Origin of the sequence: Alteromonas sp. 1_MG-2023 (assembly GCF_030547075.1) — a bacterium.
In the GTDB taxonomy this organism is placed as follows: domain Bacteria; phylum Pseudomonadota; class Gammaproteobacteria; order Enterobacterales; family Alteromonadaceae; genus Alteromonas.
Genome location: NZ_JAUOQH010000023.1, coordinates 15,554 through 42,018, shown reverse-complemented (window position 1 = coordinate 42,018; position 26,465 = coordinate 15,554). Strand labels below are relative to the sequence as shown.

The window sequence follows — 26,465 nt, the reverse complement described above, 5'->3', positions numbered from 1 at the left end:
TTTTGACTAACGCACGTTAGTTTGCAATTACCGGAATGCCAGCGGTCCACGGACCACCTTCATTCACCACGGCTTGCTGTAGCGCCGGCACAGTAGTTTCATGCAGTGTTTTTATACGTGCACTCACTTGGTTTAATTCACCTTCAGCATAACCTAGTTGGTCTTTATGCTGTTGAGTAGGCCCATAAGATGAATTTAATGCCGACCTAGCGTAACGTAAACGGCTCATAATATTAGCCGGTTTAATGCCTTTACGATCACGTGATTCTAAGCCACTAAACGCTTTATTAATGTCGTTTAATTCACTTTGAATACTCGCAAATTTAGCTTCTAACTGGCTTACATCACTAGGGGTACGGTCAATAGCAACACGCAATAATGCCATCGTTTCTTTCACCTGGCCTAGCACAGTACTAGAAGACATTGCTCGTTTTTGCGCTTTAGTAACGGCGTTCCCATAGGCTGTAATGTCCTCTGCAGATGCCCCTTTCAGTGCACCTTCATAAATAGACTCCAGCGTAAACTGAACAGGTTCAGCTAATTGAGTAACACTTGCCCCCTCACGCTTAAATAACGTAGCGCTATAGGTGCCTGGCAATGCCATTAAGCCATTATTTTTACTGTCTTTCTTAGTAAGCGGTGTGGTATTTGAATACTTCATATCCCACGTGATGCGGTGAAGCCCTTTCTTAGTACTACCCGCTACGCGATTTATTACGTCGCCCGCACTGTCACGAATTTCAACATAAACTGCAGGTTCTGGCTCTTGAAGTTCAGCTTCAATCGCTTCCCAGCTTGGATACTTCGGATACTTGTCATCTTCAAGTAGCTTTTTCTCAGCTTCTTGACGCTTACCCTTCGCGGTTAACAAAGTGTCTTTTAGGAAATAGGTTAACGTAGCACCATGTGCTGGGTTCTCTGCCACAAAGCGGTCGTCGCCGTCTGAGTCAGAATGTCTAGTGTCTAGCTTAAACCATTTCACGGGGCGGCTAGGCGCGAACAACAGTGCATCTTGCTGCATCGACTTTTCAGTTAATGCACGAAGCGGTGCGTAATCATCTAAAATGTAGATACCACGGCCAAATGTACCGGCCACTAAGTCATTTTCTCTGCGCTGAATTTTCACATCGCGAGTAGAAATGGTTGGCATACCACCATCAAGTTCAACCCACTCTTTACCACCATTCACCGTAAAGAAAACACCAAACTCAGTACCAATGAACATCAAATCTTTGTTCACATGGTCTTGAACAATACGCCAAACAAGATGCTTTGCAGGTAAATCATCGGCAAGTGATGTCCACTTTTTGCCTAGGTTAGTCGACTTGATTAAGTAGGGTTTGTAATCGCCATATTTATGGTTATCTAAGGCAACATAAACGGTATTCGGGTCGTATAAATCAGCGCGAATATCATTTACATAAGCGGTGGCTGGAATACCTTTAATATCGTCTAATTCAATTTTCTTCCACGACTCACCGCCGTTGGTAGTGACTTGAATAATGCCATCGTCGGTGCCCGCCCATAGAATATTTTCGTCCACAGGGCTTTCAGAGAAGTTAGCAATGGTGTGGAATTCTGTCATGGCGTACAAATCCCAACCCGCTTCTACCGACCACGTTCTGCCCATCATAGGCATATGCATACGGTTTCCGTCTTGGGTTAGGTCGCCAGAAACGGCGGTCCAGCTATCGCCGCGGTTGTCTGAGCGCCATACGCGCTGTGAAGCAAAATAAATGCGAGCAGGATCATGGCTAGACACATTAATAGGTGCGTCCCAATTATAGCGCTCTGCTGGATCGCCCGGAAGCGGTTGCGGCTTAACGTAAACACCTTCTTTAGTCGTCATATCTACACGGGTAAGGTTACCCTGTTGCCACTGTGAATACATAATGTCTGGGTTGCCTGGCTCAACTGCTGGCTGGTGCCCGTCACCGCCAAGGGTTAAGAACCAATCTTTGTTCTTAATACCTTCCTCGCGCATTGTGCGCGATGGCCCACCTTGGGTAGAGTTATCTTGCGCCCCCGCATAAATCATGTAGAAGGGTTTTGAATCATCCGGCGCTACTTTATAAAACTGGGTTAACGGCAAGTTCGCCATAAAGCGCCAATTCGCCATTCTGTCATGAGACATATAAATGCCGCCGTCTGATCCCATTAACACGAAATCAGGATCGGTAGGATGAAATGCCATAGCATGATCATCTACGTGCTTGCGTTTGGTATTGATTGGCGTCCACGTTTTGCCGCCATCGTCAGACACTTTACTGTAGTTACTGGCAATATAAACACGGTCGAACTGGTGTTGGTCAGCAAAAATTTCTTGGTAATAATGAGGGCCTGTTCCAGCACCTATCTCATCAGACACTTTGGTCCAACTTGCGCCTTGATCAGCTGAGCGATAGAAGCCACCTTTGCGATTATCAGTTTCGATAGTGGCGTAAAGTACATCAGGGTTCATAGGCGATATCGCCATACCTATTTTACCCATGTTGCCTTCTGGCAAACCGGTTTTAAGTTCGGTCCAGGTTTCACCGCCATCATCAGAGGTATGAATGCCCGCACCTTCGTTAGTGCCTACATATACCGCAATAGAACGCTGGCGAGCCCATGTTGCTGCATAAAGTTTATCAGGGTTGCGCGGGTCGATAAGTAAGGAGGTTACGCCAGTCCATTTGTCGGCTGGCGTTAGTACTTGCTTCCAAGTATCACCACCATCGGTGGTTTTGTACAAGCCACGTTCACCGCCGCCAGACCACAATGGCCCTTGGGCTGAAACCCACACGATGTCTGGGTTTGTTGGGTGAATAATAATGTCAGAGATATGTTCAGATTTCTCTAAACCCACATTATTCCATGTTTGCCCGCCATCGACAGACTTGTAAACACCGTCACCAAAACTGATATGGCGCCCGCCGTTATTTTCACCAGTACCTACCCAAATAATATTTGAGTTACTAGGCGCAATGGTCACATCGCCAATAGAGTAAACCGCTTGTTTGTCGAAAATAGGCGTCCAGGTGTTACCTGCGTTTGTGGTTTTCCATACGCCACCGGAACCTACAGCGGTATACCATGTTGAAGGGTTATTTTGATCGATAGCAATATCAGCTATTCGGCCAGACATATAAGCGGGCCCAATATTTCTAAGCTCCATAGCTTTGAAAGTTGAACTGCTAAAAATAGATTTGTTGTCGTTAGATTTTTCTGCAAAAACAGTCGAGCATGAGAGTGCAAGAGATACAGCTACTGCAGCTTTAAAAAGCTTCTTCATTATTATTATCCACAGAGTGTTTATTTTGAATTTAGAATTCTGAATTTGGAACTATAGGTATTTACACTATATAGAGTTACTAACAAACCTATAAAGTTTCAATAAACACACGACCAACTACCGAATATAGAGGTTAAAAAATGGTCGTGAGTGGACGGGCATTTTAAGGAGAGATTTTTATACTCCCTCCCTAAATAATGGTTGGCATGTTTGGTTTCAGCGGTATTAATTACGCTTTTTTAATAGCGCCAGAAGATAGTGACAAAGTAAGGCGCTTAATAAAAATACGCCTCACTCAATAAGCTACTCCAATAAGCAGCTTTCAATACGCACCAGCATCTAACTAAAAAGTGACGATGTCATCATTAATCAAATGACCCACTATCGAGCTGTTCTCTGCATCGACAAACCCGTTATCGATGGCCTTAGCGCGCCCGCGAGTTACCCTGCGGTAATTAGGATGGGTATAAATGTAGGTTTGTTTTGAACGCAATGCTTCCAACACACGTTCAGCCAGCATAGATACAGGAATTCCCGACTCCACGGCCATAGTGGCAGCTTTCGCCCCTGCTTTAAGCTTTTCTTTATCGATACGCTTTGCAGTGGCTACCGCATACTTTTCTTGTCTATTACGATAAGACTCATGAATACGGGTTTTTACGAATGCAGGGCATAATACCGATGTGTGAATATTAAATGGCTCGAGCTCTGGCACCCAACCTTCAGTCATAGACACAACCGCCGCCTTAGAGGCGCAGTATGCGCCAGCGTATGGCATACCCATCATGCCGGCCATCGACGCTACGTTTAATACCCAGCCCCCTTCACCGTGCTCTTTTATAGCAGGCACGCAAGCTTGAGCCCCATACAAAACGCCCATCACATTTACGTCCATCACCCAGCGCCAGGTTTCAGCTTCTGAGTCTTCTATTTTTCCAGGCGAACCACCAACACCAGCGTTGTTGATGACCATATGGATTTTGCCAAACGCTTCTTTGGCTTTCGCGACAACCTCTTCCCACTGGGCATAGTCGGTTACATCAAGTGAGCAGGTTATTAGCTTATAACCCTTAGCGCGCAAATCTTCGCTAGATTGTGCAAGGGCTGCGGCATCTATATCGGCCATCACAATATTCATTCCCTGCGCCGCTAATGCTTCACTTAGGGCCAAGCCAATTCCACCCGCTGCGCCAGAAATAACCGCGGTTTTACCTGAAAATTCATTAGACTGAGACATCTGCTCTCCTGTTGCTTTTATTAGCGCAGCAAATATGATTGCTGCAACCTCTGCTTGCCGCCACCACTACGACCAGATCAAAGTAAGGTCAACAAAGAAGCGGAGCTAAATAAGTTATATAATCGGTAAGTAGAGTAGTCTGCGGATGTAAGGGTAGATACTTTATTTGGCTAATTTCAGATACTTCATGAAATCAATAATGTGAAGAGAATAGATTCCTGCTTTTTAGTGAAGCTAATAAACCAACGTGTTTTTCATTATTCCAAAATATGACTTCTAAATGGAATATGACTGATAATCAAAATATATTTAGGTTGTAAGCCAAAATGGAGTTCTTCTACTCATCGCAAAAATCGGCTTACTTAACTGTTATCTAAACTTACTTTGTGTATGCTCAATCACGCGGAAAAACAAAACATTAAATTAACAAATTCACATCTCAGCTGTGAGTTAAATACATAAGCCGAATACACATGCTCGATTTATCAGGCTGTTAACTACCCACAGCATCTATACTCCCAACCCTATTAGAAATTAATTATTTGTTAACGTGAGTGAAAATCGAAAGTTTTTTATTGAGGTGACTTTTATTAAAGTGGGCATGCGCCCCCTTGTGATGAATAGAATTAATCATTACTCTCCCTCGCTGAAATAGCGACTCAAGTTCATTTTATTGCCCCAACAATTTTCGAGGTTTTTTACTTAAGCATGGCTAATCCACGCCCTTCAATTGATGTTTTTCTGCAGCTTGCTTTCGCAGCATTTGTGCAGAAGCTTCAACGCTACACCACTGGTGTAGGGGTGTTCCTATGGATTGCAAACGCGGCCTTACTGCTTAACGTTGCATTGATAGCCAGCGGTACAATGGCCGACTCTGGCGAGTTTGTTAGCGCACTTCACGACAATATTGTTATTGAGCCTTTTTTCATTGCCGCTTTTAACCAAGCGCTTTCCCTGTTTTCTCTTCCTACCATTATATTGGTGCTGATTGGCCTTCAAGTTCATGCTTGTGCCATCGCTAGAGCCCAATTTATTGGCAATGACCAACCAGTTCCTTTCGTTTTTCACGAATATCCTCACCCCTTTATTCAAAAAGTTGGTAGCCGAGCACCTCCTACTCTCAGCTAACCGTTTTTGATATCGATGTATACACACTAATCGTTACCCGAAAACGCTAAATGGCGTGCTTATCTTTACGGATTAAGCACCGCGGCTCTCTATTGTCTTCGATATGTATATCGATGATCTATTTGCTGCTCGTCTTTAATACTTATCTTTGCTGCTCGTCTGCACTGTCTATTTTTGCTGACTAATTGCCGCATTCCCTTGAACTTACGGGTTATAGGAAAAATGTTTTTGTCTATTCGTAACCTCTTGAAATTAACTTTTACCACAATCGCGCTGATGCTGGCCGGTTGCAGTGGCGGCGTACTCGATCCAAAAGGGCAAGTAGGTGTGGATGAAAAGAATCTAATCATTCTTTGCACCATACTTATGCTCATTGTTGTGATCCCAGTCATTGTGCTAACACTCTATTTTGCCTGGAAATATCGCGCCAGCCGCGACTTTGAAATTTATACCCCAAAATGGGCCCACTCGACCAAAATCGAAGCCTTGGTATGGTCAGTTCCCGTACTCATTATTGTTGCGCTAGGCGTTATAACTTGGCGTTCAACCATAGCGCTAGACCCCTATGCGCCGCTTGAAGGTCAAGGTGAACACCTTACTGTAGAAGTGGTGTCGTTAGACTGGAAGTGGCTATTCATCTATCCAGAGCAAGGCATTGCTACGGTTAACGAATTAGTTTTTCCTGCTAACAAACCTATCGCGTTCAAAATTACCTCTGAAAACGCCATGAACTCGTTTTTCATTCCTCAATTGGGCAGTCAAATCTACTCAATGGCCGGAATGGAAACCAAGCTACACCTCATTGCAAATGAGCCAGGTACGTTCAAAGGCATTTCGTCCAACTACAGTGGCGCTGGTTTCTCGGGCATGAAATTCGATGCAATTGCCACCCCTACAGAAGCTGATTTCGACGCTTGGGTAGAAAAGGTTAAGCAAGAAGATACGGTATTAACTTCTGACTCTTACAAAGAACTCGCAGAGCCCACCGAAAATCACCCTGTGACCTACTACGGCGATGTAAGTGATGGGTTATTCCACGAAATACTAATGAAATATATGAAAGACCACGGCTCGATGGATTTTTACAGCAAGCCTAATAACGCTGCTACAGGTATGAAAAAAGCGATGCCTGCTATGCACAAGGGTCATCATGAAGAGGTTAACGAATAATTATGTCTTTTTTAGGTAAATTATCTATAGAGTCAGTGCCTTACCACGAACCCATTATCATGGTTACGTTGGCAGTGATTGCTGTAGTGGGTATTGCTGTTGCGCTACTCATTACAAAATATAAGCAGTGGGGCACACTGTGGAGCGATTGGATCACGTCTGTTGACCATAAACACCTAGGTATTATGTACATCGTGCTGGCTATGGTGATGTTACTGCGTGGTTTTGCCGACGCCATTATGATGCGTACCCAACTTGCGGTAGCGACTAATGGTGCGCCTGGCTATTTGCCACCGGAACACTACGACCAAATTTTCACCGCCCACGGCGTTATTATGATCATCTTTATGGCCATGCCATTTATGATTGGTTTAATGAACATTGTGCTGCCGCTGCAAATTGGTGCTCGTGATGTTGCCTACCCGTTTTTGAATAATTTAAGTTTTTGGCTTACCGCTGGCGGCGCCATCCTCATTAATATTTCATTAGGTATAGGTGAATTTGCAAAAACAGGTTGGGTAGCTTATCCGCCAATAGCGGGGCTTGAATTAAGCCCGGGGGTTGGCGTCGACTACTACATATGGGCCTTGCAGATATCAGGGCTCGGCACGCTACTTACTGCGGTTAACTTCTTAGTGACTGTATTTAAGATGCGTGCACCGGGCATGAAATTGATGCAAATGCCAATCTTCACGTGGACATGCACATGGGCAAATATCCTTATTGCTGCGTCGTTCCCTATTCTTACGGCAGTGCTAGCTATGCTAACACTAGACCGCTATCTAGACTTCCACTTCTTCACTAACGAAGCGGGTGGTAACTCTATGATGTACATTAATTTATTCTGGGCATGGGGCCACCCTGAAGTTTACATTTTGGTGCTACCTGCTTTTGGTATTTTCTCAGAGGTTATATCAACCTTTACGGCAAAACGCTTATTTGGTTACACCTCAATGGTATATGCATCGGGTGCAATTGCTATTTTAGGCTTTGTGGTATGGCTGCATCACTTCTTCACCATGGGTTCAAGTGCCAATGTAAATGCCTTCTTCGGTATTATGACCATGGTTATCGCCGTACCGACAGGGGTGAAACTATTTAACTGGTTATTCACCATGTACCGCGGCCGTCTTGTGCTTAGTGTACCTGTTCTATGGGCATTAGGCTTTATGGTGACCTTTACCATTGGTGGAATGACCGGTGTGCTATTAGCTATACCTGGCGCCGATTATGTACTTCATAACAGTCTGTTTTTGATTGCTCATTTCCATAACACCATTATTGGTGGTGCGGTATTTGGTTACTTGGCAGGTTTTGCATTTTGGTTCCCGAAGGCCATGGGCTTCAAGCTTGATGAAAGAACCGGTAAGGCCGCTTTCTGGTGCTGGCAAATTGGTTTCATGATGGCATTCTTACCATTGTATGTGTTGGGTTTCTTGGGCATGACCCGCAGACTTAACCACACCAACAACCCTGACTGGAACTTATGGTTATACATTGCTGCAGTTGGTGCGTTTGTTATTGCCCTTGGTATTTTCTTCCAGCTATTACAGTTGTTCATAAGCTTTAAAAATAAAGACAAACTTGATGACACCACCGGCGATCCATGGAATGGACACACACTGGAATGGTCTACTGCGTCTCCGCCTCAATTTTATAATTTTGCGCACATTCCTCACATCCAAGATATTGATGCGTGGACAGACGCAAAAGAACGGGGCGACTCTTATCATAAACCTGAGAAATACGCGCCTATTCACATGCCGAAGAATACCTCTGCTGGCGTATTCATGAGCATGAGCTTCACCGTGATGGGCTTTGCGCTTATTTGGCATATTTGGTGGTTAGCCGCTGCAGCGCTTATTGCTGGAATAGGTGTATTTATTAAGCGTTGTTACACCTCTGATGTTGATTACTACGTTCAGGTAGATGAGATAGAAAAAATTGAACAAGCGCATTTAGCTGCCAATGCGAAAGGAGCGTCTGTATGAGCGCACTAGCAAATGATATAGCAACTGATATGGCTCACGATATACATGAAGAACATGAGCATGAACATCACGAAAACAATACGGTATTCGGCTTTTGGCTGTACTTAATGACTGATTGTTTGTTGTTCGCTTCGTTTTTCGCTACCTACGCCGTGTTGTTCATGAACACGGCCGGAGGCGTGTCTGGTAAAGACATCTTCGAACTAAACTTTGTGGCGGTTGAAACCGCCGCGCTACTAGTTAGTAGTATCACCTTTGGCTTCGCCATGATTTGTGCGCACAAGCAAAACAAAAGTGGTGCATTGGCATGGCTTGCTATTACGTGGGTGTTGGGTGCTACTTTTATCGGTATGGAAGTGTATGAATTCCATCACTTAATCGTGCATGGTAACGGCCCTCAAGAAAGCGCCTTTCTTACCGCTTTTTTCTCACTAGTAGGCTTACACGGTATTCATGTTACGTCGGGGCTTATTTGGATGACAATTTTGTTTATCGAAGTATCTCGTCGTGGTTTACCTGAGAAAACGGTAACAAGATTAAGCTGTTTAAGCTTGTTCTGGCATTTCCTCGATATCGTATGGATTTGTGTTTTCACCGTGGTTTATTTAATGGGAGCAATGTAATGGCGCATCAAGGTTCACACACGGCTGCTCATGCTGAATCGGCTCATAATAACGGTGCTCACGCACAAGATCATGGCGATGTGAAAACCTATCTAATTGGTTTTGTGCTTTCAGTGATCCTGACGGTTATCCCATTTTGGATGGTAATGGAAGGCGACTTCTCAAAAGTGACCACCCTATGGAGCATCGTTATTTTTGCTCTGGTACAAATCTGGGTTCACCTAAAGTACTTCCTTCATCTTAACTTTGTTACTGAAGACGGTCGAGCCAGTACCATTTCGTTTTTATTCAGCGCACTCATTATCTTCATGGTAGTGGGCTTGTCGATTTGGATAATCTACGAATCGAACGCCATGATGATGTACTAGCGCTTCGCAAGCGATGAGTTACAGCAACAAAAAAGGTAAACAGTAAAATGAACGCTATATTTCGCCGCTATTTATCGGTGACCAAACCCGGCATTATTATGGGCAACTTAATTTCCGTAGCAGGTGGATTTTTACTTGCCGCCCGTGGGGATGTTGACTGGCCTTTAATGATAGCAACCTTGGTTGGCTTGTCTTTAGTGGTGGCTTCTGGTTGTGCGGTTAACAACTGCATAGACAGCGACATCGACCCCAAAATGCAGCGAACGCGCACTCGGGTCACGGTTACCGGCGAAATGTCGTTGAAAGCAGCCTTCTGGCACGGCGCAGTGCTAGGGGTTGCAGGGTTCGCTTTACTGGCTTTTTACACCAATCTAACGGCAGTGTTTTTCGCTGCCTTAGGTTATGCGGTTTACGTAGGTGTGTATAGCTTATACATGAAACGTAACTCTGTGTATGGCACCCTTGTAGGTAGTTTGTCTGGCGCGGTACCGCCCGTGGTAGGTTACTGTGCAGTAACCGGAGAGTTCGATGCGGCCGCGGCTATATTGCTAGTGATGTTCAGCATATGGCAAATGCCTCATTCTTACGCCATCGCTATTTTTCGTTATAAAGATTACGAAGCGGCCAATATACCGGTACTTCCAGTGGCACAAGGCATTGCAAAAGCGAAGCAACACATTGTGTTATACATTGCGGTGTATGCCATGGTCACACTGCTGTTACCAATTAGTGGTTATACCGGTGTGGGCTTTTTGGCCGTCGCTTTTGCCACCAGCTTGTGGTGGTTAATAATGGCGTTACGGGGTTATCGCCGCGATATAAATATTGAAGGCTGGGCGCGCCAAGTGTTCGGGTTTTCAATCGTTAATATCACCGCATTATCAATTGCCATGGCGGTGGATTACCACCACCATGTATCGTTTCTCTTTAATTAGTACAGTTTAGGTAGGAGCCTGACTCGCAGGCTTCCTACCTTGCGCTTAACCTTTGAGCTTTATAGGTCTAGAGTATTGAAGGTTAAGAGTATTGAAGGTTAAGAGTATTGAAGTTTCAAACCTTTACTGCCCAATACTACTTGATCAGTTAGTCGATGTAGGCATCACGTAAACTTCTCTTATGCACGCAGAATCGTTTGCCGATAACGCGAACAACACCGACTTGGCAATATCTTCAGGTTGTAGTTTGTCTTCTTTGGGTTCATCGAAAAACGGCGTATTAACCATACCAGGGCAAATAGTAGTGCATCGCCCGCCCCACTCTTTCATTTCTACCGCTAAGTTTTGCCCAAAGCCATAAGCGAACCATTTACTTGCGCCATATACAGAACCTTTCAGCGCAATTCTTCCTGCTACCGAACTGGTTAATATAAAGTGTCCTTTGGTTTGTTTAAGTAAAGGAAGCCCTAATTTAGCGGTATATAAAAGCCCATTTACATTCGCGCCCAACATACTTTGCCATTCTTCAACTTCACCATTTTCAATACCTGCGCTTTTAGCGCCTGTACCAGCATTAGCGAAAACACCATCTACTTGACCGAAATGCTCAGTAACTTTGCTAAACGCCTTTTCTAAATCATCGAAATCGCTCACATCGGCAGTAACGGCGAATGCATTTCCTTCACCAAGCTCTGCCACTAGGTCATTAAGCTTACCTTCGCTTCGGGCAATTAAGGCAACTTTGTTTCCTTCATCTACCAGTGCTTGCGCAGTCGCTTTGCCAATCCCGCTTGATGCGCCGGTTATAACAATAACCTTTGAATCTGTTTTCTGATCAGACATACCTACTCCTTTAAATCTACTTGTTTACTCGCCTAACATTTTTCCTGTGAGTTTCTAGTCTCACCTAAAACCTTAAGCAATGAGTTCACTAATTTTCTCCACAAAGGCTGGAATGTCATCTGGGTTTCGGCTGGTTACCAATTTGCCGTCTTGTACCACTTGTTCGTCTTTCCAGGTTGCGCCGGCATTGATTAAATCAGTTTTGATACTTGGGAAAGACGTAACTGTGCTGTCTTTTGCCACTTCCGATTCGACAAGTAGCCATGGTCCATGACATATAGCCGCAAGTGCTCTAATACGAAGTTCAGTGTATGCCTGCTTAACAAATGAAACCGCATCGCTGTTTGTACGCAAGATATCTGGGTTAATTTGACCACCTGGCAATATCAGCGCGTCGTAATCACTTGGTACTACCGAGGACACTTGGGCATCTACCGATATTTGTTTACCCCAATTCCCTTCATTCCATGCAGTGATACTGCTTCGGTCATCAATTGAAAGTATCTCTACTGTGGCGCCCTGGTCTGTAAGCATATCTCTTGGCTGCACTAGCTCACTTTGCTCAAAACCGTCGGTAGCTAAAATTGCGATTTTTTTGCCTTCTAAATTTTTTTGGTTGCTCATAATTAAACTCCTACTTCTTAATCAACATCTAATGCCACTTCCCATTCAGTGTTTGCGTAAAGCAAAGCTGAAAAATGAAGGTTGCTGGTATGTACGCTCATCAGTGCGTACACTTTCTAAGCTGGCAACTCGAATAACTAACTAGTGTGTGTACTTTGAGACTGCAATAACCAAACCAGTGCCATAAAAACCTTAAGCATTTGTTTATATAAAGCTTTTGTCAGAAATGAAAAGTTACAGTGCTTTAGCCGGAACCTTGAGCGTGCGACTTTTTCAGCATTTATGAAGGTTTTACATGAGGATGAACCCAACTACATGTAGAAAAACATCAACAGAGCACCGGCTATCATGAACAGGTTTTCAGTTAACGAGACAAAGCCCAATGGCACATTGCTGTCACCACCTACGCAGGCACATTTAAGCTCTCGCTTGTCGATATACACCGCTTTGATAACTGAAACCGCTCCCACCGTACCGATAAATAGAGAAAACGGTGCCACTACTAGCGCGGGCAGTTGAGCCACCATACCAATACCTGCATAGGCTTCTACAAACGGATAGATATACCCGTAGCGAACCCATTTCATGGCTAATAAATCGTAGGTGATAAATGAATTGGTAAAGCTGAATAAATCTTTAAGCTTTTGTACTGCTAATAATGACATTGAAAACGCGATAAATAGCATTAGCGTGCGAAGCGAAAAATACGCACCGGCTACAGTATATTGAAATGCTAGTGCTAGTAATGCTGCTACAGAAAAAATGGCGATTACGGGGGTATAAGTGGTGCCGGTTTGACCCGCCTCGCCTTTTCCAAAATACGTACGCAACTCATCGTATCCACCTATGCGCTCATTGTTTATAAAAGCCTGTGGCGTGGTTTCAACATCATGTTTAGCTTTAAACGCATCGGTTTCTTCTCTGGAAGTAAGCGGGCGATCGTCTACCTCATAGCCTTTTCTTTCAAGCAAATCTTTCGAACGTAAACCAAATGGGCAAATATGATTGTCGGTTACCATTCTGTATAGGATTGCACTTTTATTCATCATTCTCCCCTTCTGTGTCGTGTTTGCTAATAATGTTCGTTGTGAATAGCGACTCTTTGAATCAAGCGTAAGTAGCCAGCCTGTGAAACACTTACTTATGAAAAACACTAAGGCTGTAAATTGCTCACAAAACTGCTGCTTATTTAGTCATACGATGAGTAGTTACAATATTCGTACCGATTGCTCGCTCTTCAATCGCGATGCATTCAACCTAGAAGCATTCAGTCTACTAGCCACCGTTCTCCGCTTTCTTTGTAAGCCTTTGCTCAATCGCAATGACTGTCGCGTAGTGCTAAATACTTAATCTGGTAAATACTCAAAGGGTTAAAATAAAACAAAAAATTAACAATTGAGTTATTATTTAGTTACATAGGTATGGATTAGGGAAATACATGATGCATAAGCAAGCTGCTGATATACCGCATTTTGATGTACTCATTATTGGTGCGGGGCTCTCTGGTATTGGTACGGCTTGTCATATTGCGAACACGTCCCCGCAAAAATCTATTACCCTTTTAGAGCGGCGAGAAAGACTGGGTGGAACGTGGGATTTATTCAAATACCCAGGTATTCGTTCAGACTCTGACATGCTTACATTTGGCTATAACTTTCGCCCTTGGAACAAATTACATACGTTGGCCGATGGGCCTGCAATTAAACAATATATTTCTGATACTGCAGATGAATTTGGGGTAACAGAGAAAATTCAATTTGGCGTTAAAACGCTAAGTGCCAATTGGGATAGCCAAAGCAAGTGCTGGACAGTAACAACCCTTCACGAAGCGTCAGGTGAAAAACGTGAGTATACCTGCGGTTTTTTTATCAGTTGTACCGGATATTACGACCAAGATGTAGGCTACCGGCCAGCGTTTCCCAACGAATCTAGCTTCAAGGGAGAACAGGTCCATCCTCAACATTGGCCGAAAAATTTCGACTACAAAGACAAAAACGTTGTCATAATAGGAAGTGGCGCTACAGCAGTTACACTTATGCCCGCCATGGCTGAAGATGCTAAACATGTCACTATGCTTCAACGCTCTCCCTCTTATATTGTGTCAGTACCTTCCATCGATAAAATGACAGGCAGACTTGAGCGCTTTTTGCCTAAAAGTTGGGCTTACAAATTTGCGCGAAAGCGCAATTTAACAATGCAACGCATCATTTATTTAGCCTGTCGTCGTTGGCCCAACTTCATGAGAAAGTACCTTATATCCCATGTTCAAAAACGAGTTGGCCCCAATGTAGATATGCGCCATTTCACCCCCAAATATTTGCCTTGGGATGAACGACTTTGCTCAGTACCTGATGCCGATTTATTTAACGCGATTAATGATGGTAAAGCGTCTATTGAAACAGGTGAAATAGCGCGATTTACTGAAAATGGTATTTTAATGAAAAGCGGTAAAACACTACCGGCTGACGTTATTATTACCGCAACGGGCTTAAATCTACTTACCCTTGGTGGTACTGCTGTTAGCATCGACAATACCCCCTGTTCGTTCTCAGAAAAAATGACCTACAAGAGTGTGTTGATTGAGGATATGCCGAACATGGCGTGGATATTTGGTTACGTTAATGCTTCTTGGACATTGAAAGCAGATATTTCCGCAACGTACCTTTGCCGTTTATTTAACTACATGGAAGACAATGAATTTGATGTAGTAATCCCAGAAGATCATGACAATTGCGCGCTGGATGACGGTGTCATGGATTCTCTGCAAGCAGGCTATGTACAAAGGGGAAAACATCAACTGCCACGCCAAGGTCGTAAATACCCTTGGAAAGTGACCATGCATTATGGAAAGGACAGAAAAATGCTATTGGACGACCCTATCGAAGACGCGGCTCTACATTTCAGTAATAAAGAGACCTACGTAGACAGCGTGGACAACGTTGGCAATACAGTACCTTCACATCACAATTTAACAAAAGAGGCTTAGTATGACTTTAGTATTTTTACACGGTTCTGGTTGCACAAGTAACGTGTGGAAGCATCAAGTTTCGTTTTTCAAAAATAGCCTAGCATTGGATTTTCCTGGTCATCCTAACGGCGAAGCAATAAGTGATGTGAAATCTATTGCTCAGTGGGTGCTCGACACCATTGAACAAGAAGAGTCAAAAGACGTAGTGCTCGTTGGTCACTCTTTAGGTAGCGCGGTTGCTATGCAAGCCGCTCTGCTTGCTTTACAGGAAACATCTACCTTTGATTCAAATCGGCTCAAAGCACTGGTGCTAATAGGTGCGGGCGCTAAATTAAAAGTAATGCCACAGTTACTTACCTCGCTAGCCACGCTTATAGAAGAAGATGGGGAGTTTCCCGATTACCTGCTGGCTTCAAACCAACAATTGCAAGAGCCTTTAAGAACCCAGGTGAATATGGCAATTGTTAACAACGGTGCAGCAGTTATGCTAAAAGACTTCACCGCTTGTGACCATTTCAACATTATGCACGACCTAGCTAATCTAGTATTACCCGTTCAGCTAATTGTAGGCGACAAAGACATTATGACCCCTGTTAAGTATTCTGAATACTTATTAGCACAGTTACCAAACGCAAAATTAGACGTTATAGAAGCTGGAACCCATATGGTATTTGCCGAGCAATATGACAAAGTGAACAAATGCATACAGCGCTTTGTTGCTGGTTTGTCCTAGTTTCACATATTTATAGCAATAAAAAAGACGTTACTTTAAAAAGTAACGTCTTTTGTTTGTTTGATTGTGCACTTTGTTAAATCAGCACCCCCCTGATAAAGCGAATTCCAAATTGAACGCTGTCATAAGTAAGCCTTGGTCTAATCAAGTTTGTCGGCAATGTACTTATCGATAATTCGCTCTAATACATCTAAAGGCACTGCACCATTTTTCAGTACTGCATCGTGGAATTCACCTAGAACAAACTTATCACCTAACGCTACTTTCGCTTTTTCACGTAGTTCTAGAATTTTCATCATGCCCACTTTGTACGAAGTTGCTTGCCCCGGCATAACGATGTAACGTTCTATTTCAGAAGTTACGTCAGATTCAGCCATACCTGTATTCGCTAGCATGTAGTCAATGGCTTCTTCTCGCGTCCAGCGTTTTGCATGAATGCCAGTATCAACCACAAGCCTTACCGCACGGAAAAGCTCTGCTTGTAAGCGGCCAATATTATCAAACGGATCGTCTTGGAAACCTAGCTCCCATGCCAAGCGTTCAGAATACAAAGCCCACCCTTCTACATAGGCCACAAAAGGCGCTACGGTTCTAAAAATCGGTAAACCTTCTAACTCCATTGCAATCGCAATTTGGAAATGGTGACCAGGAATGCCTTCATGATAGGCCAGCGTACGCATGCTGTAGGTAGGCGTTGCTTTAATATCATATAGATTGGCAAAGAACATACCTGGGCGAGAGCCATCAAAAGCAGGCGGTTGATAGTATGCACCGGGCGCTGTTTTCTCTTTAAACAATGGAATACGCTTCACTTCCATACCCGCTTCTGGGCGCACTAAAAATGCATCGCCAAGGCCCCCATCAATTTCATCAAGAATAGTTTGATAATCGGCTAGAATTTGCTCCCGTCCTTCATCAGTATCTTCATAATAAAAGCGTTCATCTTCTGCTAGCGTACTTATCGCCGCGGTAAAACCTTGGCTAATATCAAAACCTTCTTGCGCTAATATCGCTAAAATCTCAGCCTGAATACGATCAACCTCCGATAAACCCACATTATGAATGTAATCGGCAGAGTAATCAGTGGTAGTGAAGAAGCGAAGGGCCAGTTTATACGCTTCGTCGCCACCTTCTAAGTGCCACAAGCCATCATCCGTACCTGCCTTTTCTTTAAGACCAGTAAAGTAATCGATAAGCATTTGGTAAGTAGGATAAACCGTATTTTCTATTTCAGTTGATACATTGGACAAAAGCCCGTCGTATTCGTCTTCAACAATGGCATCAGACTCTTCCATTCGACGCAGTACCGAGGTGTACAAAATATTTTCTGTTACCGGCGTGTCAATAAAGCCCTGCATTTCATCGATAACTCTTTGAATAACAAAGCGTGGCGGAAGGATATTTTTTTCTTCGCGCAACTTCATGCCTTCAAGCATCTGGGTAAAGTAACGCTTACTTTCACTTAACCGGCTAACGTAGAAATCAACGCTTTCTACATCAGTGATCGGGTGCTGGCCATCCATAAAGCTAGGGAAGTTACTTTGCGCCCCCGACATTTGGTTGAACGGGTAGCTATGATATTGATACTTTTCGAACCCGCTTAAGGTATCAAGCAAATACATTGCGATATCTTTGGATAATTGCTGTTCTTCATCCAAATTCTCGTATTGTATAAGTACGCTTTTAATCTCCATCAGCTCGTCAAACGTAGCTTGTGAAGACGCTAAACTCGCATCATCAAGGTGGGCGTTATGGCCTTTTATGCCCATACCGTCCAACACCCCAATTGAGGTTAAGGTTTGCGGACTCTTTAATGCCTGCTGAATAAGTGCTCTGTCTAAAAACACACGATATGAGAATGGCTTATCAGCATTCCATTCATGTGTACCCCACGCTGCTGCACCAAGTATAATTACCAGTACACCAATACCTACCCACTTAAAGAAAGTTTTCATTCTGTTCCCTATTGTTTTTTATTTGTTCTTTGTAGTTCAGTCGTTTTAGCTTTAGCAGCTTTCAAATTCAGAACCTTTGACATTTAGAAGCTGCAATTCCCGTATATAGGTTCTACATTTATTCAGCTTGGCGACAATGTCAATAAAAAGGCCTGAACTTAGCGGTACACAAATCAGCCACTTTAAATATTTGGCCACTTCATAATGAACATAAAGTAAATTTTATTACTTAAGTATTGTATCGACCTTCTCTTTTGTGCTTAACTCAGTCCCGTAGACGAAACTCGTTTATCACATCTAATAATTATAAGTCTTATCAGACAAATCGGCTTTTAGCTGTACCCCGCAACAGAAAAGAAGTATTTGCAGTTTGTGCAATGCATCCAGTATGCGTACCCAAAATACGCTTAGTTCCTGCATACAAAAGCACACTGTTATTGCAAATTTCATTCGCTTAAAAATACACTTATAAAAATTCGGGAACACACAATGCAACAGGCAAATTTTAACGCTTCTGCTTTTAAGCTTTCTTTAATTGCAGGCGCAATCGCTGCTATGCCGCTTTCAACATCGGTAATGGCTCAGGAACAAACCAACATTGACGAGCAAGATGTTGAGCAAATCCAAATTGTTGGTTCACGCCGTGTAGGCCGAACTGTGAATGACTCTCCGGTTCCTATCGATATTATCGATGCGTCTTCTATTGAAGCCACTGGTTTAACCGAAACCAACATGATCCTTAACTCGTTGTTGCCAAGCTTCAACTTTCCGCAGCCTTCTGTTACCGATGGAACAGACCATGTTCGCCCCGCACAGCTTCGTGGGTTAGCGCCAGATCACACACTTGTTTTAGTAAATGGTAAGCGCCGCCATACTTCTGCACTACTTAACCTAAACGGTTCTGTAGGCCGTGGTTCTTCGGCTGTAGACTTAAATGCTATACCGGCCAATGCGATTAAACGCATTGAAGTACTTCGCGACGGCGCGGCGGCACAATACGGTTCAGACGCCATTGCGGGCGTGATTAATATTGTATTGAAAGACGCTAGCGAAGGCGGTGAAGTGTCGGCCACATACGGCGCGAACGTAACTACGATGGACGGTGTGCCGAATTTAGAAGGCGTAAGTGCAGATGCCAATGGCGACCTAGCTTTTGATACAGGTTCAGATCGTGAACTAACTGACGGACAAACTCTTACCCTTCGCGGCAACATGGGCTTTGAATGGGGCGACGATGGTTTTGTAAATGTATCAGCAGAATACCGCGATCGCGGCGAATCAAATCGTTCCGACTTCGATACACGAGAAAACTATGCCCGTGATGCTGATGGTAATTTAGATGAAAGAGAATTTACGGTTAACCGCTACAACCATGTATATGGTAACGGTGAAGTAGAAGATTACGCGCTGTTTGTAAACGCAGGTAAAGCTATTAACGACAGTATCGAATTTTACGGTACTGCTGGTTTTAGTTCGCGTGATTCTATTGGCGGTGGTTTTTATCGCAGAGCTTCAGATAGCCGCAATATCACTTCTATCTACCCTGATGGCTTCTTACCTTCTATTCAAACTGATATTCAAGATATGTCGGTACTAGGCGGTATTAAAGGTTACGGCGATGTGTGGAACTACGATTTGTCACTCACACACGGTGGAAATGCACTAGAGTACAGCGTAGTAAATAGCTTAAACACCTCTCTTGGGCCAACAAGCCAAACCAGCTTTAACGCCGGTGAGCTTGAATACAACACCACTATTATTAACGCTGATGCTTCGCGCCTTGTTGATACAGGCTATTTCTACAGTGAAATGAACTTCGCTATGGGCGCGGAGTATCGTCACGAAAGCTATGAAATTACCGCAGGTGAAGAAAATTCGTATATCCAAGGTACGTTTGGCCCAGGTGGCGTAGTAACCGACCCTGTTGATGGCCCTTTTGGCTCAGCGGGATCACAAGTATTCCCTGGTTTCACCCCAGAGTCAGCAGGTGAAAACACGCGTCACAACTATAGCTTTTATGTAGATGTAGAAGCCGATGTGCTTGAGAACTGGAATGTGGCAGTAGCTGGTCGCTATGAAGACTATTCTGATTTCGGTAGTACCTTTAACTGGAAAATGTCACATCGAGTAACCATTACCGATGCCCTCGCCCTACGTGCCTCTGTATCTACTGGCTTTAGAGCGCCGTCGTTGCAACAACAGCACTTTACTTCTATTGCCACAGTATTTGTGGATGGCGAGCCAACTGAAACGGGTACGTTTGCCGCTTCAAGTGATGTTGCACAGGCATTGGGTAGTCCAGGTCTTGATGCTGAAGAATCAGATAACTACAGTGCTGGTTTCACCTACTCGCCTACCGCCAACTTCAACCTAACCGTAGATTTCTACCGTATTGATATTGACGATCGTATTGTGTTGTCGAACAACCTATCAGGCGATGCTATTGAAGCATTACTTGAAGGTACTGGTGCTAACCAAGCTCGCTTCTTCTTAAATGCTATTAATTCTCGTACTGAAGGGGTAGATATTGTTTCTACCTACACGTTAAACACGGCTGATTTGGGTGCGTTTAACTTCAATGTGGGTATCAACTTCAACGATATCGAAGTGACTGATATTTTAGAAGCGCCAGATGTACTGCAAGGTGCAGGGTTCGATCAAAGTAACTTGTTTGACGATGTTGAACTACGCCGTTTTGAAACAAGCTCACCAGATAGCAAAGTTAACCTTGGCGTAACTTGGTCTTACGACCGTTATAATGCCACGTTACGTACTACTCGCTATGGCGAAGTGGAAGACCCATCATCGGTTGAAGCTCGTAACGAAATTATACCTTCTGAGTGGATCACAGATTTAGATGTTCGCGTCGCCCTTACCGACAACTTAGCGATTTCTGTTGGTGCAAATAACATCTTTGATGTATACCCAGAAGCCACCCGTGATTTAGTTGATGACGTAACGACTTTCTCTATGATTTTTCCATATTCAGGCTTCTCGTCGTATGGATTCACAGGCCGTTATGTTTACGGAAAAGTGACTTATAGCTTTTAATTAATCATGTAAGTTAACACTAAATAAAAATGCCGAATGTGAAAACATCCGGCATTTTTTAATGTGTCATGGTTAAGCGTATTTGCTATTCATAAGTATGGTGACGGGTAACGCTAAAGCGATTTAATATATGATGCATAACGTAAACAGCACTTAAGCTAAGGGCAATGGCTACGGCCACAGAACTAAAACGGTAAAGCGCGCTATACACCAAATCTTGGTTTGGCGTTAAAGAGTTTCCAAATAAAATACCAAACGTGGTTAGCACACCAAACCCAATGCCTGGCATTCCACCGCCTAAAATATGATAGCGACTAAAAATGAAAGCTAAAATCCACAATACAAGCACCGGAAAAAGTAAAAAATCGCTGTGATTGTACAAAAACAATTGAGCCAGCAATGCCAGATTACACCCGATAAGCGTACCTATTGCCCGTTGCCACCCAGCTAAACTTGCTGCTTTCCAGCAAAGCGAAAATAGAATAAGCACCGATGACGCCTGAGCTGATATCGAGTCTTGCAAATCCAGCGCTTGAAACACTACAAACGATAAGGTTGCCACACTTGCACATAACAGTACTTCGTGACGAATACTCTCTTTCGCCTTAGGCGGTGGAACACGAGGTGTTCGCGGCGCAACATCCGGAAATATGCCATGCATGAAAGCCGCAATAACAATCGATAAAAGCGTAGCTGCCCCATTACTCACTATTAACGGGTAGACAGTATCTATGCCGGTTACATAACTTGAAAAGTGCAGCTGTATTGAAAGCCCTACTGCCCCTAATGCTCCAAACAAAAAGCCGCCACCACTGCTCATTTGATAGAACAAAATACAAAAGCATAGAAACACAATAAGGGTCATCACCACTGGAATGTGGGAAAATAGCCCTTGCAGTACTAATACAATAAAGGCGCTGAACCCCGCACTGGCGACGAACTGCTTTATCACTGTTTTATTAATAACGGGTACTAAACCCAGTAACAACATGGGATAAACCGTAAAGAAAATACCATAAGGCCAGTTCATCACATTACTGATGGCAAAGCCCAGGGTACAGCCACCCGCTATACGTAATGCTTGGCGCAGACCATTGGCATCTAACCGCGGCCCTTTACTAACTGTTGTCGACATTTAGCCTCCGCTAGTAAATGTAATGCAACCAACTAATGGCGTTAATTTGCAACGTACCAAACCACTGACCTAGTGTTGATTCAGGTAATAATTGTACTGTGGCACGAGCGCCACTTGGCATACTTTCTATCAAGGCTTCGTTTTCTTGCAGGACAATATGAACCCGCTGACGCTGGGCGTCTCGCACCCATCTATTGCTCGTTTCGGTAACGCTTAACGTACCATTTGCACTTAATTGACCATCACTAACACCGGCCTCGAAAGAGGCAATATGCGCATCGTATACTTCACCTGGGCGGCTATCAAACACCACTTTAGCGATGCTATGCACCGGCATATGTGCCAAGGATTTTTCTCTAAAATCGGCAACCAGATCCGTTTCGCTAGTTACAATAGCCAACAACGAGTTACCTTTTACCGCATAGGCGCCTTCACGTAACTGCATGTTAGACACCACACCATCGTTGCGTGCTCGTACTTGGGTGTAAGATAGATTTAATTTGGCTTCGGCTAGCTGATTTGCAGCATGGCGTACCGTAAGATTGCTTTCACCAGAATCGCCTCTTGCCAGTAAAGCCTCAGATAACTGTGCCTCTAAGGCTAATTTATCGGCAACACTCGCTTCATAATTGGCTCGCATTGCTTCCAGTTCTTGTTCTGAAATTGCGCGCTGTTTATATAAAGCGTCGCTGCGTTGCTGAAGTAACTTTTGCTCGTGCAACTTGGCACTAGCCGCCTTAATTTGAGCCTCTAGCGATTTAATATTGGTATCCAGTCGCTTGTTTTGTAATTTGGCATCATCTAGCGCTAACTTAGCTTGGGTTAATGCTATGTCGTAAGGCCCCCTATCAATCTGAAACAGCACGTCGCCCGCTTTTACCGTTTGGTTATTGGTAACAAAAACCTGCGTTACTTCGCCGCTTAGCTGAGGCGCAACTTGCACAACCGGATGATAAATACGTGCTTGGGGCGTTACTGGCATAAAGGTGTCGGCAATTAGGTAGTAAATAAATACCAACACAAAACCAATTAAAGAAAACCTAACGTAAAGAGAAAACTTCTGATCGGGCGTCATTATTCACCTTCCTCTATTTTACTTTTTCGGCGCTCTTCCTGCAGAGAAATACAGTCAGAGGCATTTTGCTCTATTTGCAACAACGCGCGCGCCATCACATCAAGTTGTTCGTGGGTTAACCCTGCATAAAACTGCTGCTTAACATCTGCTATTTTTTCATTTAGCGAATTCAAAACAACACGACCTTCCTTGGTAAAATACAATTTTTTGCTGCGCTTATCGTTGTCATCAACTTGGCGGCTAATCAACGATTGCTCTTCAAGCTGCTTTAATGTGCGGGTTAACGAAGGCATTTCTATGCCCAAGCTTTGCGCTAGCGCTAGTTGGGTAACCCCTTCGCCAATTAAATTGATGTGCATTAACGCAAGCCACCTTGATTGGGTTAACCCCAAGGGCTCAACAATCAAGGTCACGGCCTCTCTGCACAACCGATGTACTCGGCCCATATTTCCAATAAGCGTAAAATCTAACGTTTCGTGAAACGGCTTTTGTGCAGACATGCACACCTCCAACTTACTTAGCATGCTAACTACAATAGCATTACTTAGCACGCTAAGTAAATAGAGAGGTGTATAAATTGATCTCTATACTTTAGGTTTCTCGGTCCAATTTATGATCGTAATAAATGTCTGATGCTTACTCATCTTACGTTTGCTGGTTTTATCTAAAGCGGTAAGAGTGGAATAGGTGATTAAGGTGGTAACGGAAGCATGACTATAGATAATGATAATTTTCTGCAGGTACGCGGAGCACGGGTTCACAATTTAAAAGACGTGAATGTTGATATCCCCAGGAATAGGATTGTGGCATTTACGGGTATTTCTGGCTCAGGTAAGTCCTCACTCGCCTTTGGCACCTTGTACGCAGAAGCGCAGCACCGTTATTTAGATTCAGTTTCCCCCTATGCCAGAAGGTTAATTGATCAAATTGAAACCCCCGATGTAGATAGTATTGAAGGCTTACCACCCGCGGTTGGGCTGCATCAGAACCGAGGCGCACCGTCTATTCGTTCATCGGTAGGCAGTATTACCACTATTTCAAATAGCCTGCGTATGTTGTATTCCCGTGCAGGTGATTACCCTGCTGGTCAAAAGATTATTTATGCCGATGGGTTCTCGCCAAATACCGTTGAAGGTGCCTGCGAGCAATGCCATGGTATAGGTACTGTGTTTGATGTTACCGAAGACAAACTTGTACCCGACACCACCCTTACTATTCGAGAAGGCGCTATTGCAGCGTGGCCCGGAGCGTGGCAGGGTAAAAATCTAGTTAGGGTATTGCTGTCGTTAGACATTGATGTAGATATACCTTGGCATGCGTTACCCGAGTCTACCCGAGACTGGATTTTATACACCGACGATACCCCCCAAGTGCCTGTTTACAGAAACTACAATTTGACGCAAACCCAAGCGGCGAAGGAAGAAGGCGAACCCGCCAGTTATAATGGCAAGTTTATTGGGGCTAAACGCTATGTACTTGAAACCTTTAAAACCTCTCAAAAAGAAAAAATTAAGCAAAAAGTCGCCCAATATCTTGCGGTTTCAACCTGCCCACAATGCCATGGGAAAAAGTTAAAGCAAGCTTCGCTTTCAGTGACACTTTGTGGCCTAGACATCACCGCCTTCTCTCGGCTTTCTTTAAGCGACGTGGTGGAACATTTACATACGCTACTTGAAACCGCCGAAGCGCAAAACAACGAGCGGGCGCTAGTTATTCGCAATATTGGCAAAGACATCGTGGCGCGTATCAAACCCATTATTGCCCTAGGGTTGGGGTATCTGTCGTTAGAGCGAAGCACCACGACTATTTCAGCGGGTGAATTACAGCGATTGCGGCTAGCCACCCAAATAAAATCAAAATTGTTTGGCGTGGTATACATAATGGATGAGCCTTCGTCTGGCCTGCACCCCAACGATGTAAATGCCTTACTCGATGCATTTGATGCGCTAGTACAGGCTGGTAATAGCGTATTTTTGGTTGAGCATAACCCACGAGTCATTAAACACGCTGACTGGGTTGTTGATATAGGCCCCAATGCCGGCATTAATGGCGGCGAATTAGTATTTAGTGGGCCAGTAGGTGCATTGCAGCAAGCATCTAATTCAATAACCTCGCAATATCTATTCGATGACGCATTAGCCCTTAAGCACCATAACCGCGCCCCGAAGGGTTGGTTGTCATTAAAAGCCATTACCAAAAATAATCTTGAAAATATCGACTGCGCATTTCCACTAGGTACTATTACTACGGTAACCGGCGTATCGGGTTCAGGTAAGTCGAGTTTAGTCAGCCATGCATTGGTAGAACTAGTGAAAGCGTCACTTGGAACTAGCAAAACGCTAGATAAAAGCACTGCCAATAAAAATTCACCAGCAGATATTACCGAAGCCACCTTACTGGAAAACAACGATGAGCAACCCGCTAGTGGCTATATTGATAAAGATTACATAAATAAAAGTAGTGAAGACGGCAGTTCAGAATCCATAACAAGTGATGCGGAGAAAATAAAGCGATTGGTGGTAGTCAACCAATCCCCAATCGGCAGAACGCCCCGCTCGAATTTAGCGACTTACACTGGGCTATTCGACCATGTGCGCAAACTGTTTGCCGCCACACCCTTAGCAAAAAAACGACGTTACGATGCAGGTCGATTTTCGTTTAACACAACCAAAGGTAGGTGCGCCAACTGCGAGGGTGTAGGCTTCGTATCGGTAGAATTACTCTTTATGCCATCGGTGTATTCCCCCTGCCCCGTGTGCAACACAAAACGCTATAATCAAGACACCTTAGACGTTACTTGGAACGACTTATCGATAGCCGACGTGCTGTCGCTAAGCGTGGCCGAGGCTCATAACATATTCGCCAATGAAGCTCCTGTTTTTCGTGCACTAAATGCGCTGGTAAAAGTCGGCTTAGGCTATTTGCGATTAGGCCAACCTGCCACCGAACTTTCAGGGGGAGAAGCACAGCGAATAAAGCTGGCTACCGAGTTAAAACGAGCCGACAAGAAACATACACTTTATGTACTAGACGAACCCACTACTGGGCTTCATCCCGCAGATATCGCCCTGCTCATGAAGCATCTAAATACATTAGTGGATGAAGGCAGCAGCGTGGTAATGGTAGAGCACAATATGCAAGTTGCTTCGGCCAGTGATTATTTAATAGATATCGGCCCTGGTGCAGGTGATGCTGGTGGGAAAATAGTGGCTAAAGGTACGCCAATGGAAGTGGCTCGCTGTCAAAATAGTAAAACGGCTCCTTTTCTCATGACCAGCTAATCTCAATACGGGCTAATTTCAATAGGACTAAATGGGGTCTATCCCACGTCCTTCTCTATTTTTGACCGCCCTAA

19 protein-coding genes are annotated in these 26,465 nt (G+C 44.0%); 10 read left to right on the top strand and 9 right to left on the bottom strand.

The window, feature by feature from the left end:
• Positions 1 to 16 precede the first annotated feature (16 nt).
• Together Q4561_RS18325 and Q4561_RS18320 are read right to left on the bottom strand one after the other, a co-directional pair.
• Positions 17 to 3,274: a glycosyl hydrolase gene (locus tag Q4561_RS18325; RefSeq protein ID WP_303462695.1), complete on the bottom strand. Its 3,258-nt coding sequence runs from the start codon at positions 3,272 to 3,274 to the stop codon at positions 17 to 19.
• A 343-nt stretch (positions 3,275 to 3,617) separates the two neighbouring features.
• Entirely contained in the window at positions 3,618 to 4,511 is an 894-nt protein-coding gene (locus Q4561_RS18320; RefSeq protein ID WP_303462694.1) for an SDR family NAD(P)-dependent oxidoreductase, read from the bottom strand.
• Positions 4,512 to 5,219: 708 nt separating this feature from the next.
• Between Q4561_RS18320 and Q4561_RS18315 the strand changes: the two genes are divergently transcribed.
• From Q4561_RS18315 to cyoE, 6 genes are all read left to right on the top strand, one after another.
• Positions 5,220 to 5,639: a hypothetical protein gene (locus Q4561_RS18315; protein ID WP_303462693.1), complete on the top strand. Its 420-nt coding sequence runs from the start codon at positions 5,220 to 5,222 to the stop codon at positions 5,637 to 5,639.
• A gap of 228 nt (positions 5,640 to 5,867) precedes the next feature.
• Complete coding sequence (gene cyoA / locus Q4561_RS18310; RefSeq protein ID WP_303462692.1) at positions 5,868 to 6,809, top strand: ubiquinol oxidase subunit II; 942 nt, start codon at positions 5,868 to 5,870, stop codon at positions 6,807 to 6,809.
• A gap of 2 nt (positions 6,810 to 6,811) precedes the next feature.
• Complete coding sequence (gene cyoB, locus Q4561_RS18305) at positions 6,812 to 8,800, top strand: cytochrome o ubiquinol oxidase subunit I (protein ID WP_303462691.1); 1,989 nt, start codon at positions 6,812 to 6,814, stop codon at positions 8,798 to 8,800.
• A 29-nt stretch (positions 8,801 to 8,829) separates the two neighbouring features.
• On the top strand, positions 8,830 to 9,423 hold the full coding sequence (gene cyoC, locus Q4561_RS18300) for a cytochrome o ubiquinol oxidase subunit III (RefSeq protein ID WP_156501803.1): 594 nt from the start codon (positions 8,830 to 8,832) through the stop codon (positions 9,421 to 9,423).
• Positions 9,423 to 9,791, top strand: coding sequence for a cytochrome o ubiquinol oxidase subunit IV (gene cyoD / locus Q4561_RS18295; protein ID WP_303462690.1), 369 nt, complete (start codon positions 9,423 to 9,425; stop codon positions 9,789 to 9,791). The genes cyoC and cyoD overlap by 1 nt, the downstream gene beginning before the upstream one ends.
• A gap of 56 nt (positions 9,792 to 9,847) precedes the next feature.
• Positions 9,848 to 10,726 (top strand): heme o synthase, encoded by an 879-nt coding sequence (gene cyoE, locus Q4561_RS18290; protein WP_303462714.1) that lies wholly within the window; start codon positions 9,848 to 9,850, stop codon positions 10,724 to 10,726.
• A gap of 144 nt (positions 10,727 to 10,870) precedes the next feature.
• Here the strand turns inward: cyoE and Q4561_RS18285 are convergent, their stop codons facing one another.
• The 3 genes from Q4561_RS18285 to Q4561_RS18275 form a co-directional block, all read right to left on the bottom strand.
• Positions 10,871 to 11,569, bottom strand: a complete 699-nt coding sequence (locus Q4561_RS18285) for an SDR family oxidoreductase (RefSeq protein ID WP_303462689.1) — start codon at positions 11,567 to 11,569, stop codon at positions 10,871 to 10,873.
• Positions 11,570 to 11,641: 72 nt separating this feature from the next.
• Entirely contained in the window at positions 11,642 to 12,193 is a 552-nt protein-coding gene (locus Q4561_RS18280) for a type 1 glutamine amidotransferase domain-containing protein (RefSeq protein ID WP_303462688.1), read from the bottom strand.
• 311 nt (positions 12,194 to 12,504) lie between these two features.
• Positions 12,505 to 13,239: a MauE/DoxX family redox-associated membrane protein gene (locus Q4561_RS18275; RefSeq protein ID WP_303462713.1), complete on the bottom strand. Its 735-nt coding sequence runs from the start codon at positions 13,237 to 13,239 to the stop codon at positions 12,505 to 12,507.
• 392 nt (positions 13,240 to 13,631) lie between these two features.
• Here Q4561_RS18275 and Q4561_RS18270 point away from each other — a divergent pair, with 392 nt between their 5' ends.
• Together Q4561_RS18270 and Q4561_RS18265 are read left to right on the top strand one after the other, a co-directional pair.
• A complete protein-coding gene (locus tag Q4561_RS18270; protein ID WP_303462687.1) occupies positions 13,632 to 15,179 on the top strand; it encodes an NAD(P)/FAD-dependent oxidoreductase in 1,548 nt (515 codons plus the stop codon).
• A gap of 1 nt (position 15,180) precedes the next feature.
• A complete protein-coding gene (locus tag Q4561_RS18265) occupies positions 15,181 to 15,894 on the top strand; it encodes an alpha/beta fold hydrolase (RefSeq protein WP_303462686.1) in 714 nt (237 codons plus the stop codon).
• Positions 15,895 to 16,034: 140 nt separating this feature from the next.
• Here Q4561_RS18265 and Q4561_RS18260 read toward each other — a convergent pair whose 3' ends face one another.
• Positions 16,035 to 17,849: a DUF885 family protein gene (locus Q4561_RS18260; protein WP_303462685.1), complete on the bottom strand. Its 1,815-nt coding sequence runs from the start codon at positions 17,847 to 17,849 to the stop codon at positions 16,035 to 16,037.
• Positions 17,850 to 18,338: 489 nt separating this feature from the next.
• Between Q4561_RS18260 and Q4561_RS18255 the strand changes: the two genes are divergently transcribed.
• Positions 18,339 to 20,900 (top strand): TonB-dependent siderophore receptor, encoded by a 2,562-nt coding sequence (locus Q4561_RS18255; RefSeq protein WP_303462684.1) that lies wholly within the window; start codon positions 18,339 to 18,341, stop codon positions 20,898 to 20,900.
• Positions 20,901 to 20,985: 85 nt separating this feature from the next.
• Here Q4561_RS18255 and Q4561_RS18250 read toward each other — a convergent pair whose 3' ends face one another.
• From Q4561_RS18250 to Q4561_RS18240, 3 genes are read right to left on the bottom strand one after another with little or no spacing between them, the layout of a single operon-like run.
• Positions 20,986 to 22,035: a DUF2955 domain-containing protein gene (locus Q4561_RS18250; RefSeq protein WP_303462683.1), complete on the bottom strand. Its 1,050-nt coding sequence runs from the start codon at positions 22,033 to 22,035 to the stop codon at positions 20,986 to 20,988.
• Between the two features lie 10 nt (positions 22,036 to 22,045).
• Entirely contained in the window at positions 22,046 to 23,110 is a 1,065-nt protein-coding gene (locus Q4561_RS18245; RefSeq protein ID WP_303462682.1) for an HlyD family secretion protein, read from the bottom strand.
• The gene (locus Q4561_RS18240; protein ID WP_303462681.1) at positions 23,110 to 23,610 is read right to left on the bottom strand and encodes a MarR family transcriptional regulator; all 501 of its coding nucleotides are present in this window, start codon (positions 23,608 to 23,610) and stop codon (positions 23,110 to 23,112) included. Before Q4561_RS18240 ends, Q4561_RS18245 begins: the two co-directional genes overlap by 1 nt.
• A gap of 210 nt (positions 23,611 to 23,820) precedes the next feature.
• Between Q4561_RS18240 and Q4561_RS18235 the strand changes: the two genes are divergently transcribed.
• Positions 23,821 to 26,391 carry an excinuclease ABC subunit UvrA gene (locus tag Q4561_RS18235; RefSeq protein WP_303462680.1) on the top strand — a complete coding sequence of 857 codons (2,571 nt, stop codon included), beginning with the start codon at positions 23,821 to 23,823 and terminating at the stop codon, positions 26,389 to 26,391.
• The last annotated feature ends 74 nt before the right edge of the window (positions 26,392 to 26,465 follow it).

Excerpts from the sequence above, each read along its gene's own strand:
- Q4561_RS18325 (WP_303462695.1), bottom strand. The coding sequence starts at position 3,274 with ATGAAGAAGCTTTTTAAAGCTGCAGTAGCTGTATCTCTTGCACTCTCA.
- Q4561_RS18320 (WP_303462694.1), bottom strand. The coding sequence starts at position 4,511 with ATGTCTCAGTCTAATGAATTTTCAGGTAAAACCGCGGTTATTTCTGGC.
- Q4561_RS18315 (WP_303462693.1), top strand. The coding sequence starts at position 5,220 with ATGGCTAATCCACGCCCTTCAATTGATGTTTTTCTGCAGCTTGCTTTC.
- cyoB (WP_303462691.1), top strand. The coding sequence starts at position 6,812 with ATGTCTTTTTTAGGTAAATTATCTATAGAGTCAGTGCCTTACCACGAA.
- cyoC (WP_156501803.1), top strand. The coding sequence starts at position 8,830 with ATGGCTCACGATATACATGAAGAACATGAGCATGAACATCACGAAAAC.
- cyoD (WP_303462690.1), top strand. The coding sequence starts at position 9,423 with ATGGCGCATCAAGGTTCACACACGGCTGCTCATGCTGAATCGGCTCAT.
- Q4561_RS18285 (WP_303462689.1), bottom strand. The coding sequence starts at position 11,569 with ATGTCTGATCAGAAAACAGATTCAAAGGTTATTGTTATAACCGGCGCA.
- Q4561_RS18280 (WP_303462688.1), bottom strand. The coding sequence starts at position 12,193 with ATGAGCAACCAAAAAAATTTAGAAGGCAAAAAAATCGCAATTTTAGCT.
- Q4561_RS18275 (WP_303462713.1), bottom strand. The coding sequence starts at position 13,239 with ATGAATAAAAGTGCAATCCTATACAGAATGGTAACCGACAATCATATT.
- Q4561_RS18270 (WP_303462687.1), top strand. The coding sequence starts at position 13,632 with ATGATGCATAAGCAAGCTGCTGATATACCGCATTTTGATGTACTCATT.
- Q4561_RS18265 (WP_303462686.1), top strand. The coding sequence starts at position 15,181 with ATGACTTTAGTATTTTTACACGGTTCTGGTTGCACAAGTAACGTGTGG.
- Q4561_RS18260 (WP_303462685.1), bottom strand. The coding sequence starts at position 17,849 with ATGAAAACTTTCTTTAAGTGGGTAGGTATTGGTGTACTGGTAATTATA.
- Q4561_RS18255 (WP_303462684.1), top strand. The coding sequence starts at position 18,339 with ATGCAACAGGCAAATTTTAACGCTTCTGCTTTTAAGCTTTCTTTAATT.
- Q4561_RS18250 (WP_303462683.1), bottom strand. The coding sequence starts at position 22,035 with ATGTCGACAACAGTTAGTAAAGGGCCGCGGTTAGATGCCAATGGTCTG.
- Q4561_RS18245 (WP_303462682.1), bottom strand. The coding sequence starts at position 23,110 with ATGACGCCCGATCAGAAGTTTTCTCTTTACGTTAGGTTTTCTTTAATT.
- Q4561_RS18240 (WP_303462681.1), bottom strand. The coding sequence starts at position 23,610 with ATGTCTGCACAAAAGCCGTTTCACGAAACGTTAGATTTTACGCTTATT.
- Q4561_RS18235 (WP_303462680.1), top strand. The coding sequence starts at position 23,821 with ATGACTATAGATAATGATAATTTTCTGCAGGTACGCGGAGCACGGGTT.